The organism is Flavobacterium sp. B114r (genome assembly GCF_056824125.1).
The window spans coordinates 1,081,843-1,102,310 of the sequence record NZ_CP124858.1 but is presented as its reverse complement, the minus strand read 5'-3'; the positions used below and the strand labels follow the sequence as shown (position 1 = coordinate 1,102,310).

General features: G+C 35.1%; 6 protein-coding genes. All 6 read left to right on the top strand.

From position 1 onward, the window contains the following. Nucleotides 1–34: 34 nt before the first annotated feature. The 6 genes from QLQ94_RS04920 (at nucleotide 35) to QLQ94_RS04895 (ending at nucleotide 20,421) form a co-directional block, all read left to right on the top strand. Nucleotides 35–14,521: a T9SS type B sorting domain-containing protein gene (locus tag QLQ94_RS04920; RefSeq protein WP_482499273.1), complete on the top strand. Its 14,487-nt coding sequence runs from the start codon at nucleotides 35–37 to the stop codon at nucleotides 14,519–14,521. 44 nt (nucleotides 14,522–14,565) lie between these two features. Then, nucleotides 14,566–15,540: a PorP/SprF family type IX secretion system membrane protein gene (locus QLQ94_RS04915; RefSeq protein WP_482499272.1), complete on the top strand. Its 975-nt coding sequence runs from the start codon at nucleotides 14,566–14,568 to the stop codon at nucleotides 15,538–15,540. Between the two features lie 159 nt (nucleotides 15,541–15,699). Beyond that, nucleotides 15,700–16,887: a phosphoglycerate kinase gene (locus tag QLQ94_RS04910; RefSeq protein WP_482499271.1), complete on the top strand. Its 1,188-nt coding sequence runs from the start codon at nucleotides 15,700–15,702 to the stop codon at nucleotides 16,885–16,887. A gap of 110 nt (nucleotides 16,888–16,997) precedes the next feature. Continuing rightward, a complete protein-coding gene (locus tag QLQ94_RS04905) occupies nucleotides 16,998–18,836 on the top strand; it encodes a LysM peptidoglycan-binding domain-containing protein (RefSeq protein ID WP_427401154.1) in 1,839 nt (612 codons plus the stop codon). Nucleotides 18,837–18,882: 46 nt separating this feature from the next. Beyond that, on the top strand, nucleotides 18,883–19,851 hold the full coding sequence (locus QLQ94_RS04900; RefSeq protein ID WP_427401155.1) for a DUF4837 family protein: 969 nt from the start codon (nucleotides 18,883–18,885) through the stop codon (nucleotides 19,849–19,851). 123 nt (nucleotides 19,852–19,974) lie between these two features. Beyond that, the gene (locus QLQ94_RS04895) at nucleotides 19,975–20,421 is read left to right on the top strand and encodes a GNAT family N-acetyltransferase (protein WP_427401156.1); all 447 of its coding nucleotides are present in this window, start codon (nucleotides 19,975–19,977) and stop codon (nucleotides 20,419–20,421) included. Nucleotides 20,422–20,468: the final 47 nt, after the last annotated feature.

The window sequence follows — 20,468 nt, the reverse complement described above, 5'->3', positions numbered from 1 at the left end:
TAGTAAATAAGATGTAAGTAAACAAAAAAAGATTATGAAAAAACCTACTATTTTTAAAGTATTTATTGCAGCTGTATTTATATTGCTTAGTATTTCTTCTAACGCACAGTTAAGAAAGGAATTCATTTCGCGAAAAACCTTCAATTTAAATGCAGATATTTTAGTTATTGGAAACAATATGCTAAATAGAGATCTAAATACGGATGGAAACCGGGCTAATGACGCTTTTGACGACAAAAGTAAGGTGAATGATGATTTCTTTATGAAATATATCAATATTGATAATGTGTCAAATTTTAATTCAAGTTCAGCGACATTAACAATCCCTCAGGCTAGTAAAACGTGTTATGAAATTGAATATGCCGCTTTATATTGGGCGGGAACTTATCAGGGTGATGATAGAAGTAAAATAAATCAGGTAAAATTAAAAGTACCTAATGGTGCTTATGTTTCTATTACCGGAAGTCTTATTTATGACGAAGGTGGCCCGGGAGTAACTAATGTTTATGCGTCTAAACCATATGCTTGTTTTAAAGATATTACTACTGAGGTTAAAGCAGCTAAAGAAGGGGTTTATACAGTGGCTGATTTAGTATGTTCACAAGAGAAAGTTAGTCCGGGAGGAAACTCTGCGGGATGGTCTATTTTTGTGGTGTATAAAGATCCTTTACTTCCTAGTAAGTTCATTACAAGTTTTGATGGTTTTAGTATTATTAGAAGTAGTGATAAACCTTTAGATATTCCAATTTCTGGTTTTACAACGAATACTTTCGGAGATGTAAATGTAAAATTAGCATTTGCTGCATTAGAGGGTGATGCTAGTTTAGTAGGAGATGGTCTTCAAATTAGAGGGAATTCCAATACCTCATTAACTTTTGGTAATATTTCTTCATTAGTACGACCAATCGCTCCAGGTACACCCGCGATCCCTGCTGTTCCTGCTATTCCTCCTAGTCCGCCAAGATGGCGCTGGACTCCTGGCAAAGATGCTGTTCCGGCTAAAGACCCTGTCCCCAACTTTTTTAATAGTACTATAACTGATGGTGATGTAATTCTGGGAGGTCGTAAACCCAATAGTATAAATACATTAGGTTATGATACAGGTGTTGTAAAAGTTGACAATCCAGGTAATGAGGTAATAAAGCAAGGCGAAACAGCAGCTACTCTTAGAATTAGCACTTCTTCAGATTCGTATTACATGTTTTTTAATGCTTTAGCAATAGAAGTTATTGCTCCAAAAATAGTACTTAGAAAAAATGTGCTGGACAAAGACGGCAAGAATATTAATGGGCAGCCAGTAACATTAAGTCAGGATCTTCAGTACGAAATTAACTTTAGGAACGAAGGAAATGATGATGCAAAAAACTTTACAATTACAGATGACCTTCCTAAAAATGTAATTTTTGGTGGGCTTAGCAGTATTACAATGGATTCTAGAATTACTGCGGCTTATGATCCTGTAGCGAGAAGACTTGTTTTTACAATACCTGATGCACTGGTTACTGCAAATGGTTCATTAACACCGTATACGATTAAGTTTAAAGTAAAAGTGGTAGACGATTGTAATGAATTGATTGATGCCTGTGCTAACAAAATTGAAAACACGGCATATTCTAAATATTATGGTGTAAAAAATGCGAGTACTGACGGATTTGGAGAAGGAAGTTATTCTACCATTTCAGCATGTAATGTTGGAGAACCAACAGCGACAAACTTTTTAGTAGGTATTGATAAATGTTTGTTCAGTAGAGATGTATCACTTTGCGGCACAGCAACTTTAACGGCTGCTTTAGGGTATAAAACTTATGTTTGGAAAGATCCAAACGGAGTTATTTTTGGCGGTAACAATAGAATCGTTACAATTACCAAACCGGGAAAATATACTGTTAACAATAGTGGTGCGATTAATTGTGAACCAATCCAACAAACATTTAATGTAACAGATTATCTTGCCGCAGGAATTAAAAATCCGATTAAAGGAGACAATATTGATCCGGAGACAGGAGAAGCTTTCGCCTGTGTCAGGGATAAAAAACCATTTCCTAAAATCTTCTTATGTGGTCTTAATGACAAGAGAGAAATTGATACAGGAATTACGGGAGCAACAAAAGTAACATGGCAGGAAACAAAAGATGTGCCATCAAAAGAAGAGCCTAATCCAGAAAACTGTCCTTTTGAAGGAGCAAAAAATTGGACAACAGTTGTTGAAAATAATACTAAATTTATTGCTGACAGAGAGGGTGTTTTCAGAGTGGTTGTAAATTATGGCAACACTTGTTTTGTTACTCATTATTTTAATGTTTACCAAAACAACCTCGATCCTATAGCCGAAAAGCAAGATATAATTTGTGGTACTAAAGGGAGTATTACAGTAACCAATCCGCCTCAAAATTCAGGATATCTTTATAGTCTTAATGGAGTGGATTATCAACCCGAAAGCACCTTCAATGATGTTCCTAAAGGTAGTTATAAAGTTCAAATTAGACAGACAGTATTAATAGACGGTCAAATTTCAAAATGTCCGTTTTATGTAGATGTGAATGTTGAAGAGCTTGAATTTAAAACAGAACTTAAAGCAACTCACCCAATTTGTACGGGAGAATTTGGAACTATAAATGCTACTATTAGTAATGTTCCGGGTAATTATAAATTTATTCTTAGAAAAAAAGGATCTGACGTTGAAATTCAAAACACTGGATTTATAACAGATAATTACTTTTTATTTAAAGGTGTAGACCCAGGATATAAATATGAGGTAGAGATGTCTACTGCTAAAAACGGCTGTAGTGAAGTTAAAGAAGTAGAAGTTTTCGATTATCGCTTAACTGCCGAAGCTAAAGTTACTCAAACACTTTCAGAATGTAATAATGGAATAATTGAAGTAACTGTACACGGAGGAACTACAAGGCCGGGACCGCCACCATATTATATGTATTACATAAATGGTAATGCTGATTATGTTACAGAACCTAAAATAGTGGTTACACCAGAAACATTACCTGCGGATGGGATTTTTAATATTGTAGTTATTGATGATAAAGGATGTAAAGTAACAATACCTCCAGTAACAATGATTATGGTCCCAAAACCAGATGTAAAAATTACTCCGGTTAATATTAAATGTTATGGTTATAAAACGGGTCAATTAGAATTTGAGGTAACACCTGCAGATTCTGGCTATGATGTTTCGTATAGTATTGATGGTACTAACTTTAATACTATTTCACCAATTTCAAATTTAACTGCCGGAGATTATAATGTAATCGTAAAATATACTTATGGTAAAGTTGAATGTGTAGATCCACCTGTAAAAGTTACAATTAGTGAACCTACAACTGAATTAACTGCTTCTGCCGGAGTTTCTGAATTAGCAGGTTGTGGAGCAGCAGGCGAAGGAAAGATTCGAATTACAAATCCGCAAGGAGGGGTAGAACCGTATACTTATAGTTTTGATGATCAGAAAACCTGGGTTAAAACAAATGACGCTTATAAAGATCCCGGAACATACACTGTATATATAAAAGATGATAATGGATGTATATATTCAATGTCTGGTATTACAATAGAACTGCCACCGGTAAAACCTGAGATTGAAGTAAAAACACCTGTTAATTTTAATTGTGACGGAAGTGCTACAAGTACTGTTACAGTAAAGAATCCTGGAAATGGAAATTTTGAGTATAATTATTATTTAGATAATAGTAAAGTTGCTAATACTAATAATCCGCCAAACGTATTTCCAAATGTATCATCTGGAGATCATTCGGTTCGTGTAGAATATAAATTAGTTACCGTTCCTACTTTCAGTAATTTACTGATGGAAGATTTTGGATATGGTGGTGACGTGGAATCTCCTGGTATTAATAAAGATTACTATTGCTTCGAAAGACAGGTTGATGCAACGAAATGTAGAGGAAGTATAGAAATCAACGATGGCGATTATTCTGTTACAGCAAGAATTGTTCAGCCATTTGGGCCTTGGTTGCAACCCGGTGACCATACTCCTCCTCCGGTACCTGCAAAAGCAAACGGAAGATGTTTAGTAGTGAATATTGGAGATCAAATACCAGTAACCGCTATTTTGTACGAGAAAACAATAAAGGATATTATCCCGAATCAGCCTATCAATGTCGAGTATTTTGCATTTAATTTATTAAATAAGGGTAATGGTCAGGCAGATCCGGATTTAATAGTTGGATTGATGGATATCAACGGAAATGAAATTTCATCTTTTCCTTCAGGAAGAATTCCGAAATCTGAAAAATGGGAAAAATACCCTAAAACGGCAATCACGCTTGATCCGGGAAATAATACAACTTTACGATTTATTGTTCGTTCTAATTTAAAAGAAACAAGTGGTAACGACGTTGCAATTGATGATATTAGAGTGTATCAATTACCAAAAAGTTGTAAAACAACCGTAGATATTCCTTTTACAGTACCCACAGGAAAAGGTTTTACTGCATCTGCAGCAACAAATAAGGATGTAACATGCGCTACAGGAGCGGCTGATGGCGAAGTTACTATTACAGCTTCAAATTTTAATACTACCAATGGTTATGAGTATTCTACTGATGGTGGTTTAAAATGGACAAAAACAACGATATCTCCATTAATAGTAAAAGGATTTAGTGCAGGTACATATGATGTCAGAATGCGTTATGATGATACTGCTGAAGGATCAGTTTGTGTTAAAACATCTTCGCCAACTATTAAGGCACCAGAAGTAATAATTGCAGCAGCAGTTTTAACAACTCCTGCAAAATGTTCTGTAGGTGCTACTATTATAGCTAGCGCTAAAGGCGGATCAGGTACATACGAATATGAATTAAGATATGTTGCAGGAGGTGTTTACAGAATTTTCCAGAAAAGTGGAGAATTCTTAGATGTTGCGCCAGGCGATTATTTTGTATTTGTAAAAGACAATAAAGATTGTGTTAGCCCGGACGGAGAGGAAATAAAAGTAGATAAATCTCCGGATTTAACTGCTGAACTGGATATTGCTACAGATTATTGTTATGACACAGTTGATAAAGCAACATTAGTAGTAAAAGCAAGTGGAGGAACAGGTACATTCAGTTATAGTTTGGATAAAGGAACAGGACAGAAATCTAATATTTTCAAAAATGTTGAGGTAGGACTTCATAAAATTATTGTAACAGATGATAATGGATGTTCGTCACTTGAAATTTCTATTACAATTGAACCAGAATTAAAAGTAACACCTTCTATTAAGGCACTAGACTGTTCTTCACCAACAACAAAAGATGCCATAATAACAGGTACTATAACAGGCGGATATCTTCCGTTTACAATTACGAAAGTTTCAGGCCCGGCTGGAGGAACATTGGATGGCCCGTCTCCGGCAGATACAGGAAGATCATTTACTTACACAACTAGTGTTTCAGGTGATTATGAATTTGAGATTAAAGATAAACAGGGATGTACTAAAACATTAAAAGTCAAAATAGATCCTATTACAGATCCTACATTAAAAGAGACTAGTAAAACCAATGTTTCTTGTAAAGGTAAGACTGACGGAGCTGTTGTATTAACAGGAGAAAAGGGTTCAGGAGGATATAAATTCAGTGATGATGGTACAACATTTACAAACACTACAGGTATTTTCTCTGGATTAGCTGAAGGGCTTCATACTTTCTATGTAAAAGACAGCAAAGGCTGTATCGGAAAATTAGACGTAACAATTGCAGCTCCAGTTGCTTTAGCGGGTTCTGCTGTTATGTCACCAAAATATACTTGCGATACAAAAGCAGTAATTACTGCCACTGCCACTGATGGAAATGGTTCATATACTTATGTATTAAAAAGAGGAACAACTACAGTAGCATCAAATACTGATGGTAAATTTATAGATTTAACAGTTCCGGGAACTTATACTGTAGATATTACAGATGGTAAAGGATGTCCTTTAACAGTTTCAGCAGGAATTATAGAGGCTTTAACGCCTCCAACCGCCATGATTTTTTCTAATACGGCATTGAAATGTCCATCAAATAAAGTTGATGTAACGATTGAAAGTGTAACTGGAGGAAAAGGTGCTTTACAATATCGTATTGTGTTGCCAACTGCCTCACAAACATTATATCCGGGATCAACAAAATTTACCGATCTTGCCCCGGGTACCTATACTTTTGAAGTAAAAGACGAAAACAATTGTACGAAACAAGTAGAGTATACGATTGATAAATTACCGGAGACTTCTATTAATAGTACAGTTGATAATACTGTAATCTGTAAGGGAGATTCTGACGGTAAAGTTACATTTACAATTGGAGGTTTTGGTAATGTGACTCCTTATTCATACATAATTGATGGTGACGCAACAAATATTCTAACTGGAACAACAGGTCCAACAGGAACTACTTTTGATATTACTGTTTCAAATTTAAATACAGGTAACCACTCGATTGAAGTAACAAATGGAACTACAAATTGTAAAGTTTCAAAAGACCAGCTAGTTGCTGGCCCATTAGATCCATTAGTTTTGACTCCTGCTACAGTTACTCCAAAAACTTGTGCTGAATTAGGAACAGCGACTATTAAGGTAACCGGAGGTTGGAATACTAATTATACATATACAGTAACAACACCTTTAGGTGCAAAAATTGTTCAGGAAAACGATAACTATTTTGCTAATTTAGAAGATGGTCTTTACAATTATGCAGTTAAAGATTTAAAAGGTTGTGAGGAAACAGGAACATTCACAATTGGAGGAATCGTTGCAATTAATGCAAGTATAGCTGCTTCAACAAATTTATGTTATAAAGATGCCGCTAAAGCTGCTATTTATGTTACTCCAGATACACATGATAATTATGTATACAGTATAAATGGTTTAACACCTCAAAATAATGGAACATTTACAGGATTAGCTCCGGGTAAATATAAAATTAGAGTTACTGACACATCTACAGGATGTTATATAGATTTAGCAGAACAAACAGTTACTACAGAATTGACGGCAAATACCAATTTATTTGCTGGTCCTAAATGTAACACACCAGATGTTGTAATTACTGGTAAAGTTTCTGGAGGAACTCCAGGAGCAACAGGAAATCCATTATATACTTACACCGTTACAATTGACGGAACTCCTGAGTCTCCGGGAACGACACATACTATTACTGCTGCAGATGGAACATTTACTTACACAGACGGAAGTGGTATTCCAGCTGGAAAAACTACAGCTACAGTATATGTATTTACATTTACAGATTCAAAAGGATGTACAACTACTGCTACAAGAACAGTTCAGCCAAAAACTAATCCAGAAATAAAATTGGTTGAGCAGGTTGATGAAGTTTATTGTAGTGCAGATCTAACAGGATCTTTCAAAATTACTTTAGATCTTAATAAAGGAGCAAGCCCTTATGCATTTAAAGTGGTTAAAACTGATGTAACTCCAAATGTTGATTTTGGTTCAAAGATTACAGGTCTTCCAAAAGGAGATTATTTGATTACTGTAACAGATGCAAATGGCTGTACTCATTCAATGGTTGGTAAAATTAAAGGTCCAGATCCAATAGTTGTCGACTATAAAGTACGACCAATTACTTGTGATGGATCAGGTGGAGTTTCTAAGGGGGCAATTATTATTAATGGTGTAACAGGTGGAGCAGGTAATTATACTTATCATGTTACGGGCTACAAGTATGATATGTCAGAAGCAAATAATACGGGAGGCACTTCATTTACTTTTGATATTGTAGAGTTTGGACTGTATCAAATTCAAATTACGGATCAGAATAATTGTTTAGTAGAATTTAAAGATCAACTTGTAGCATCTGAGGTGAAAGGTCTGGATATTATAGTAACTTCATCTCCAACAATTTGTGATGATGGTCCAACTGGTGGAGGTTCCGCAAATGTAAAGGTAGGTTCTGCACTTACTGGAGTAGGTCCATTCTACTTTAGTATTTATAAAGGAACGGTTAATCCTTTTCCTTCTTCAGAGTGGATTCCAGAAACTATTCCGGGTATACCAGGTACACCAGGTACACCAGGTAGTAAAGAAGCTGATTTTACAGGTTTAACACCAGGAGTAACATATACTTTTATAGTATATGACAGTGGTACAAAATGTTACTATTTCCAAACACATAATCAAGCAATACCAACAAATTCTACTTTAGAAACAAGTGCATTGGTATCAACTAATGTTAGCTGTATAGGAAATAAAGACGGTAATATTCGATTTACAGTTAAAAGCACTTATTCTACGCCAACTAATATTAAGTATGAAATTTTTGATAAACTTACTACTGAATCAACGGGAGTAGAAGGTGTAGGTATAGTGCCAGCAAATGGTTCAGTTATTTTAACTAGTCCAGATTTGAATTTTGGTAATTACTATGTTTTAGTTAAAGAAGCAGTTGGTTCTCCAAATGCAGGTTGTAGTGTAGCTTCAGCACCATTTGTAATTAGAGAGTCTTCTACAGTTTTATCAGTAATAGCGAGATCCGATAATAATGCAAATTGTGCTGCTAATTCAGGAGTTGTTACTGCAGTAGGAAAAGGAGGTACTATTGTAACAGTTGCTGATCCGGTAAATGGTTTTCCTACAGCGGTTCCTTATTTGTATAAAATTTTACCGGATACTGGAATAGTGGGCGACATCTCTGATGATAATCAGCCTAATGCCGATTCTTTCTTATTGGCTTCACATACCACAAATACTTTCAATGTAAATGCTGGAAGTTACATCGTTTATGTTCGTGATGCCTATGGTTGTGTAAAACATGATTTTGTTACAGTTGATAAAGATCCGGAACCGGTAATTACAGCGGTTCTAGTTGATCAATGTAATACAGCAGAAGATAAATTTGGTATCTTAGTGACTTTAACAACTACAGGTATTGGAACTCATAGTTATAGCTTAGACGGTGGTGAATTTGAACCTCAGTCTGCAAAAACATTTACAATTCCTAATGTATCTTCAGGAGAGCACACTGTAAGAGTGAAGGATGCTAATGGATGTGGTAATACATTTAAAGATATTAATATTTACGCACCATTAGAAATTGAAGGTTCATTTACAACTCCACCAACTTGTAGAAATGCAGACGGAATAATTACTGTTGATGTAAAAGGAGGATTTAGAAAACCGGCTACTGATTTTGAATATACATTAGTAAATAATACAACAGGATTACCAATTACAGGTACTGTTCAGGTAAATAATCCTGTGTTCATTAATCAAGCTGCAGGAAATTATACTGTTACTGTTAAAGATATCAATACAGGTTGTACTAAAGATGTAATAATTGATTTGGTAATTCCATTAGATCCTGATTTTAGTTTAGCGAATACTGCACCAAATTGTGCTGGTTCTCAAGGAATCCTGGATAACGGAACGATTACTGTTACAATGGGAGCAATAAATATTGATACACCATATAAGTATACATTGAATAAAATTTCGCCAACTCCATTAGGAAGTGCGCATACTCAAAATACTAAGTTATTTACAGGATTAACAGCAGGTGTTTATGAAGTGACTGTTACATCTGCAAAAACTTGTCCTATTACGAAAAGAACGGAGATTTTGGCACCAACAGCTGTTACAATAACATTAAGCCAAGATGACTTTAAATGTACTGGTACAACTTTTAATGACAAAATAGTTACTGTTACTCCGGGCGGAGGTGCTGGCGCTATACCAATGGATATTAAAGATTACAAGTACAGTACAGACGGTACAAGCTGGCAGGATGAAAATACATTTACAGTTATCGATAACGGATTTGCTAAAACGCTTACATACTATGTAAAAGATGCAAAAGGATGTATTATTAGCGATCAGATCATAATTCAGCCGTTCCCTAAATTAATTTCTGTTACTGCAGATTACGGTGACTTAATGGATTGTTTAAACAATAAGCAGGAAATGAAAGTTACCATTACTGGAGGAACAAATACGCCACTTCAGTTTACTTATCAGGCCTACGAAAATGGTGTTACTACTGGGGGATTGGTTACTGTTACAGGTAATACATTTATTTATAATGCATTAAAAGAAGGCGCTACTTATAAATTCGAAGTTTTTGACAATAACACAACATGTAGTTTAATGTCAACTTCTTATGAAGTTCCGGTATTCAACAAAATAAATGTAGCAGCTACTGCCTTTGCAATGGTAGATTGTAATACAAACGCAACAGGACAAATAGAAATTAATGTTGTTGATTACGCAGGACCTTATACATATGAGATTCTTAAAGGAGGAGTTTCTTTAACTCCACCGGTTACAGGAGTAGGAAACAGTGCAACGACAGGTTCATTTGTACTTCCTGATTTATTACCAGCAGGAACCTATACTGTTTTTGTAAAAGAAACAGCTTATCCTGGTTGCGATTTTACAACTGATCCTGTAACTATTACAGAGCCAGATGCATTAACCGGATTTACAGTAACAAATGTTAATAAAAATTGTTTTAATGCAGGTTCAAGAGTTTCGATCGATTTAAATTCTATTTTCGGAGGAAGTGGAGGAAACAGTTACGCATTCGTTAAGGATAATGAATCACCATTAGGTAAATACGGTCCGGATAGTGTTGCAATACTCGATCCTGCAACCAGTACAGAATGGGATGTATGGGTTAAAGATAAAAATGATTGTGCCATCAAATTAGATGTTACAATTGCAGAGGATTTAAGTCCTTATGATCTTGCCGTAAATGCATTCAGTCAATGTCCGAGTTCAACAGGAACATATACTTTCATAGTTACTGCAACAACTGCAGGTGGTGCTGAATATAGTATTGGTAATGGTTTTCAACCAACTGGTACATTTACAGTAGATGCAGCAGGAGAATATTTTGTTACGGTAAGAGATAAAAACGGATGTACAAATGACGTTCCGTTCAAAGTAACAATTTTAGAGGAGTTATCACTTAAAGTGAAAGTTAAGAAAGTGTCAACTTGTAACAATCCTGATGGAGAAATTACTGTAGAAGCCCAAGGCGGAAGTACTGACTATGAATATAGCAAGGATGATGTTACTTACGGACCATCACCAACGTTCACTTTATTGCTGCCTAATACTTATAAATTTTATGTTAGAGACAGAGTTACAGGATGTAAAAAAATGATTACGGAGATTATAGAAAATGCTACTCCAATTACTGGATTTGCGTTAACTCCAACACCAGTAACTTGTTTTGGATCTAGCGACGGAACAATAACGGCAACTATGACTGCGTCATCTGCAGGTGTAAACGATAATCCGAAATACATGTATAGTATCGACGGAGGAGCTACATCTCAGGAATCTAATGTCTTTAAAGGCTTAGCAGCTGGTCATTATAAAATTTCTGTTCTTTCTGGCAGAGGTTGTCCTGCAGAAGCAGAAACAGATGTTGATTCACCATTGATTATAACTGTACCAGTGCCAACAGTAGTTCCGTTTGGTTGTACTGCAGGTACTAATGATACTAATTTTGCTACCATTACGGTAAATGTTGCTGGTATCACAGGAGGTTCAAATGATTACAAAACTTTTGAGTTTATTAAAGTAGGAACTCCAACGCCTGTATACAAAGGATCTGATCCGTTTTATACAGAGTATGATTTAGCTGGAGGTAGTTATACTATTAATGTTTATGATAGTAAGGGATGTATTGGTACAGCACCGACTACAGAAGAAATTAAACCATTTATTGGTTTAGATCTTATAACGGTCGATGTAACCAAAGCAATAACATGTAATAATTTACAGGAAATTCAGGTTTCTGTGAGTCATACCGGAGCAACAGCACCAACTAATTTAGAATATACTTTAGTTGATGTAAATGCTACTGATGGTACAACGGGAATTTTATATCCTAAAAAAATTAGTACAGACGGTAAATTTATTGATTTGCCGGTAGCGAATTATTTAGTAACGGTAACGAATTTAGATACAAAATGTGGTGTGAAGACCTATCATTACGTAAATGATCCAAATACATTCGATCTTACTATTGATAAAATTGTTAATGTAACCTGTTTTGCGGGTAATAATGGTAGTGCCAATGTTACTATTATCGATAGATTAGTTACAACAACACCACTTAATCCTGATGAAGCCGGACCATTTGACTATAAAGTGTTTGATGCTGCAGGAATTGAAGTACAAAGAGGGAATTCTCCTACTGCAGGACCGGTTAAGATTTCTAATTTGGCTGCAGGTACATACAAAATTACTGCTACGTTAACAGGAACACCATTTTGTAGTGTTTCGAAAAACTTTAAAATAGATCAGCCAACAGCTGCATTAGATATTACCGAAAAGCATTCTGAAATCACTTGTTTATTAGGTGATGGTAAGATTTCGGTAACAGCAACAGGCGGATGGCCAAGTGATTATGTATACGAATTAAGATCTGGTACGGATATTATTAAACCGTATGGTCTTTCTCCTGATTTCACAGGCTTAACAAATGGAACTTATCAGGTTTATGTTAAAGATTTTGGTGGTTGTGAAGATTTTGTACCCGTAGTTTTAAATAATCCTACGCCAATTGCTATAACAATTAGCGCTACACCAATGCTTACTTGTTTCGACAATGAAGATGGAGTAGTAACAATTAATACAGTTACCGGAGGTTCAGGAAACTATACTTATACGCTGCACGGAGTATTGACTGACGGAAGTGTTACAGTTGAGCAATCACAAGGAGCAAAAGAGTTTACAGGTCTAAAAGCAGGAACATATTATGTTACCGCAAATGACACCTGGAATTGTACAAATGATTCTAATAAAGTGACAATTAATCAACCAGAAATTGTAAAAGCAAGTTTAACAATACAAAGAACCGAAAGTTGTACACAAGTACCGGTTGTTAGGTTAACAGCTACTGGAGGAACAGGTCAATACTATTATAGTGCCGATGGAAGTAATTATACAGGACCATTTAGCTCTTTTGTAGATATTACGTTACCCGTAACAACTACAAAAACTGAATACAAATACTTTGTAAAAGATGCTAATAATTGTCGTAGTTATGTGTCGAACTTTAGTGCGTTCTCACCAGTTCCTGCATTAGAATTCGAACGCTCAAGCGAAATTGATATTAAATGTAAAGGTGGTGCTACAGGCTCTATCACCGTGTCAGCAAAAGGAGGATTAGGAAACTATGTCTATACCTTACAAAATGCTGCAGGAATTGATATTACTCCGTCTCCGGCACAGGGTATTCCAGGTATGTTTACAGAATTGCCAATTGGAAATTATATCGTAAAAATTACAAGCTTAGATTGTAGTACAGTGTCAACATTGTTCCAGTTAACAGAACCGGATACTTCATTAATGGCTGATGCTATAGCAACTCCTTTAACTTGTAACGGTTATAATAACGGTACAATTACTGTAAACGCAAATGGCGGAGTAGGAAAATACAAATATGCGATTGAACCGGAATTTAGACAGTTCTTTGATAAAAACGTATTCGAAAATCTGAAACCTGGTTTCTATGATGTATTAGTTCAGGACGAAAACGAATGTTATGTATTCCTTAAAGACATAGAAGTAAAAGAACCAGCTCCGCTTTTAGGATCTGAAATTCCAAATTCTATGATTCCGGAAGTATGCGTGGGAGATAAAAATGGTGCATTTGCTATTCAGATTACGGGAGGAACAGCTCCTTATACAGCAAGTCTTGATAATGACAAAGGACCTTTCCTTCCTGTCGATGGAGAGGCAGATTATACTGGATTATCAGGAGGTAATCATATTGTTTACATCATTGATGCCAGCGGATGTAGTACTGAGGTAGAAATCAAGATGCCATTACCAGTTATTCTTAATCCAACTGTTGAGATAAATTACGATTGTGTAAACAATGCACAAACAAACATGGTAACTGTTACAGTTGATAATAGCAATATTGATCTTACGCAAATTGATTATTCACTTGATGCAACTGGAACATATCAGCCAGGTAACATTTTTACAAATGTAGCACCGGGTAGACATACTATAACAGCAAGACATACAAACGGATGTGAGATAGCAACGGCTAGTTTCGACATCAAAGCATATGATCCGTTGACACTTGCAGTGTCTGGAGGAAAACCAGAAATGAATATCATTTCAGTTACTGCCGGTGGTGGAGCTCCTGCTTACGAATACAGCTTCAACGGAGAACCGTTTACCTCTTCAAACAGATACAAAATCTACAAATCTGGAGATTATGTGGTTGTAGTAAGAGACAAAAACGGATGTACTGCAACAATAACAGTTCCTGCAATTTATGTTGATGTATGTCTTGATAATTACTTTACTCCAGCCGGTGTTACTAATACCACATGGGGTCCTGGTTGTACGAATATTTACAACAACCTTGAGTTCTCAATCTTTGACAGATACGGTCGTGTAATTGTTAAGTACCACTACGGTCAAAAATGGGATGGTAGATACAATGGTGCTGATTTACCTTCAGGAGATTACTGGTATGTTCTTAAATTGAATGACCCGAAAGATGACAGAGAGTTTGTAGGACATTTCACTTTATACAGATAACAAAATAAGAGCCCCTGATGATGTTATCTAAAAAATTAATTACAATGAAAAAGTTTATTTTATCTTTAGTACTCATGGCTGTAACAACAAGTTACAGCCAAGAGTTAAACCTACCAGTTTTTACGCAATATTTAGCAGACAATCCTTTTGTTATTTCGCCCGCTTTTGCCGGTATTGGAGATAACCTTAGAATTAGAGCCAACGGTCTTACACAATGGGTGGGTATTAAAGATGCACCGGATAACCAATCACTTTATGCAGATTTTAGAGTTCTGGATCGTTCCGGAGTAGGTATCTCACTTTATAATGACAGAAATGGTTATACGCGTCAAACAGGAGCAAAAGTTTCTTTCGCACATCATATTATTTTAGATTATTATTCAAAGCAATATTTATCATTCGGAATTTCGTATAACTTTAATACTTTCAGAATTAACACGAATGAGTTTGATACCACAATAGAACATCCCGTTATAGATCCTTCCGTAACAGATAATCGTTATAATGCAAACAACAACTTCGATGTCAGTCTTTTGTATCGTAACAAAGGATTTTATGCCAGTTTGAATGTCAATAATATACTAAAGAAAAATACCGATAAATACAGAGGAGTTGAGCCTAACCTTCTTTCGAACTATCAAGTGTATACCGGTTATGTTTTTAACGACGGAGAAAACAGCCGTATCGAATACGAACCATCAGTTTACTACCAGTATTTTGCAAGTGACGGACGTTCTACAACCGATTTCAACTTCAAATACAGACGTTACAACCGTTACGAAGACTATTATTGGGTAGGAGTTTCATACCGTTTCCTAAACGATCAGTTCCCAAAGCCTTTATCAGTAGGGCCAATGGTAGGTTTCATGAAATCTAAATTTTATTTTGGATATTCGTATCAGGTAATGTTCAACCAGCTCGGAAACTATAACACAGGAACACACTCCATAACAATAGGTTTCGATTTCTTACAGGCAATTAGTAACTGTCCTTGTACACAAAGTCCTATTCGTGATTAATTAAGCTTTTTAAGCGTATTTAATATATAATTTGTTTTTTTTTATCATTTACATCGTTTTCGTTGTTATAGGTAGGTTATTTTTATTATTTATCAAATTTATTAGTACTTTAAAAGTTATATCTTTGTTTTTCTTTCAAAAAAACTAAAAAATTATCTAATGAAAACTTTAAACGATTTCGATTTTAAAAATAAAAAAGCAATTATCCGTGTTGACTTTAATGTACCACTGGATGAAAATTTTAATGTAACTGATGCTACACGTATCGAAGCTGCAAAACCAACTATTGATGCTATTTTAGCACAAGGCGGAAGTGTAATTTTGATGTCGCATTTAGGAAGACCAAAAGGTGTTGAAGAAAAATATTCTTTAAAGCATATTTTGAAAACAGCTTCTGAAATTTTAGGAGTTGAGGTTAAGTTTGCTGAAAACTGTGTTGGAGAAGTAGCTCAGGCTGCAGCCAAAGATTTAAAACCAGGAGAAGTTTTATTGCTTGAAAATTTACGTTTTCACGCAGAAGAAGAAGCTGGAGATGTTGCTTTTGCAAAAGAATTGGCATCACTAGGAGACATTTATGTAAATGATGCTTTTGGAACTGCACACAGAGCGCACGCTTCAACAACTATTATTGCTCAATTCTTTCCAACAGAAAAATGTTTTGGAACATTGTTAGCAAAAGAAATAGAAAGTTTAAACAAAGTACTTAAAAATAGCGAAAAACCGGTAACAGCAGTTCTTGGAGGATCTAAAGTATCTTCTAAAATCACCGTTATCGAAAATATCTTAGACAAAGTAGATCACATGATCATTGGCGGCGGAATGACTTTTACATTCATTAAAGCACAAGGTGGTAAAATTGGTGATTCTATTTGTGAAGATGACAAACAAGAATTAGCACTTGAAATTTTAAGACTAGCTAAAGAAAAAGGAGTTCAGATTCATATTCCTGTTGATGTTATTGCTGCAGATGATTTCTCAAACACAGCAAATACAAAAGTAGTAGACGTAAGAGAAATTCCTGATGGATGGCAAGGTCTTGATGCAGGTCCTAAATCTTTAGAGAACTTCAAAAAAGTAATTTTAGATTCAAAAACTATTTTATGGAACGGTCCATTAGGAGTTTTCGAAATGGAATCATTCTCTAAAGGAACAATTGCTTTAGGTGATTATATTGCTGAAGCTACAGAAAAAGGAGCTTTTTCATTAGTAGGTGGTGGAGATTCAGTTGCTGCAGTAAAACAATTCGGATTCGAAGATAAAATGAGTTATGTATCCACTGGTGGTGGGGCTATGCTTGAAATGTTAGAAGGAAAAGTTTTGCCTGGAATCGCTGCGATTTTGGACTAAATTATCACAATTAACATTTTTTTAGATAGTTTACATGCATAAACTGGTTAAGTTTGCAAAAGTAAGGTTTCTGTAATGCTTTGAATTATAGAATTTTAAAAAAATGTTATATGATTGTAAAAAAAATATCAATAGTAGTTTCGGTGTTTTTTTCTATGTCAATTTTTGCGCAGGATGTTGCAAAAACAGATGTTGAAATTAAGCCAATTGTAAAGATATCCTATTTAGATTCTGTTAAGAACTCATTCAAAAAAGACGAAATGGCAACCAGAGTTGACAGTCTTTGGATGAATGAATTAGTAAGTTTAGATATTTATGATGACTTAACAAAAGACATTCAAACCATCAACACAGATGTTACAGTTGATGAAGAATTGCCAACAGAATTGTTGAAACAGCGTTTGAAGGCAATGAATGGCAAATCACCATTTAATATTGAATACAATCAAGGTTTAGAAAATATAATAAAGTCATTTCTTAAGAATCGTAAAAAATCGTTTTCCCGATTAATGGCTTTATCAGAATATTATTTCCCAATTTTTGAAGATGCTTTTGCCAGACAGAACGTACCTTTAGAAATTAAATATTTAGCCGTTGTAGAATCTGCTTTAAATCCTAAAGCAGTTTCTAAAATGGGCGCCACCGGAATTTGGCAATTCATGTACGGAACAGGTAAACAATATGCCCTGAAAATAGATTCGTACATTGATGAACGCAGCGATCCTCTTAAAGCTACAGCCGCAGCATCTGAATACATGACAAAAATGTATAACATTTTTGGAGATTGGGAGCTTGTTCTCGCTTCATACAATTCAGGACCCGGAAATGTTACCAAAGCAATTCGTCGTTCCGGAGGAAAAACAAGTTACTGGGACATTCGTAACCATCTTCCAAAAGAAACCCAAGGTTATGTTCCCGCTTTTCTAGCTACAATGTATCTTTTTGAATACCATAAAGAACACGGAATCAATCCGCAGAGAGCCGTAGTTAAAAACTTTGAAACAGATACAGTTCAGATTAAAAATCAAATGTCATTCAAACAAATTGCAGATTTGTTAGACATGCCACAATCTCAGATACAACTTTTAAATCCTTCATATAAATTAAATGTAGTACCATTTTATCAGGGAGAACCGCATTATTTGCGTTTACCCAAAGATAAAATTGCAACGTTTGTTTCCAATGAGGATAAAATTTACGACTACGTAGCCTATCAATCACAAAATAAAACGTTACCGGCTCAATTGGCTTTAAAAGTTGCCCCTAAAGCACATGCAAGACCAGAGAGAACAATCGATACAGATTTAAAATGGTACAAAGTTAGAAAGGGTGATAATTTAGGTACCATCGCAGCAAAGTATAATGTGAATATTATCGATTTGAAAAAATGGAATAACCTTAAAACAAATTCCGTTGCACTTGGAAGAAGCCTAAAGATTAAATCAGATATTGATGCAGTTGTTAAAAATCCAAAAGAGATAAAAGCAACACTTGCAATCGAGAAAAAATCAGAAGAAGCAATTGCTGCAGTTGATGACAAAGACAAAAACAATACACACTCGCAAGAATATGTTGTTGCGGCCGGAGATAATTTAGGAAGCATTGCTAAAAAATTCGGTACGACTATTGCTGATCTAAAAGAACTAAATAGTCTGACTTCAAATAATATTGGTTTAGGTAAAACATTGGTAGTTGCCAAAGCAGTTCCTGAAATTATTGAAGAAAGTGCAGTAACTACTGCAATAGCTTCCAGTTCTTCGATTGATTCATTCAGGAAAAAAGCGACTTCAGCCAAAGACCTTGCAGAAGATTATTACGTTAAAAAAGGAGATTCGTTGTATAGTATTTCTAAAAAATATCCTGGAGTTACCATTTCAGATATTAAAAAATGGAATAACATTAAAGACGGAGAAATTAAACCAGGAATGAAACTTAAAATAAACGGATAATAAAAAATCTTACATAAATTTGGGTTTTATTTCATAAATTAAGAAAATGAATAAAACCCATTTTTTATTGCTGTTAATTCCGTTTATGGTCATTTCGTGTTTCAGGAACGAAAAGCAATCCCAGCCAGTATCCGGCAAAACCAACTCGATCTCTATCATTATAGACGATCAATTGTGGTATGGAGAAGTAGGCGATAGTATCCGAAATAAATTTGCTTCACCAGTTCTGGGACTCACCCAGGAAGAACCATTATTTACCATAAATCAATATCCGGCCCGTTTACTCGAAGGTTTCGTGACCGATAGCCGAAGCATTATAGTAGTTAAAAAAGCCAATACAGATAAATTCGAAATCACCCACAGTAAATCATTACCACACAATACATTTCGTATCTACGGCAAATCTGTCGATGATATTATTTGCAGCATCGAACTAAACTCTGCGCAAATAATCAAAATGATTCGTGACGCAGAGATTCAAAAAGTCCAGGAAGACAATAGCAAATCGCTATTAAACCCTACGATCATAAAAAACAAATTCCATATCGACATCCAGATTCCAACAGGTTACGAATACATGTTGCATAAAAAGAACTTCATCTGGTTAAAAAAAGATATAATCAGTGGCAATACAAGTTTGCTTATTTACCAGATACCCTTACGTAATTTTAAAAAGAGCTCAAATGTTGTTGGTAATATTATCAAAATGCGTGATTCTGTGGGAAGTTATATCAAAGGACGTGAACCAAATACAAAAATGATTACCGGTGAAGCTTATGCGCCTTATTTTTCGACCATTACTTTAGATGAAAAAAAAGCATATGAAACCAGAGGAAACTGGGAGTTAAAAAATGATTTTATGTCTGGCCCATTTATCAATTATGCAATTGTAGACGAAAAATACAATCGAATTTTAGTTATCGAAGGATTTTGTTATTCCCCATCCAATCAGGAAAGAGACTTAATGTTCGATCTGGAAGCCATTATAAAATCAGTCAAAATTGATAAACGATAAAATTCTAATTGGCTTAAAATCATTTTGAAATGGAGAAAAGAGAATAGAGAAAAGAGAAAAGAAGATGGAGAATAGAAAATAGAAGATAGAGAATAGAAATAAAAAATAAGGAATAAACAGAGAATGGAATTAAAATGGAAAATAAAGCCGTTTGAGGCTTTAACGGTTCATGAGTTATATAATTTACTCCAACTAAGAAGTGAGATCTTTGTAGTCGAGCAAAATTGCGTTTATTTAGACCTTGATGGAAAGGATAAGAAAGCATTGCACCTAATTGGCGAATATGATGGTAAAACAGTCGCATATGTGCGCTTATTCGATGCCGGAATTAGTTTTGATAATGCTTCAATAGGCAGAGTTGTAGTAGATGCCAATTTTCGCGATAGAAAATGGGGACACGATTTAATGCGCGAAGCCATAGCAGCCATAAAATCGAACTTCAATAATGATAAAATTACCATTGGTGCTCAATTATACTTAAAGAAATTCTACGAAAGCCATGGATTTGTTCAGACCAGCGAAATGTATCTGGAGGACGATATTCCGCATATCGAGATGGTAAGAGCATGATTTATTATTAGCTAGATTAATAGATCCTGAATCTAAGCGGTTGAAAA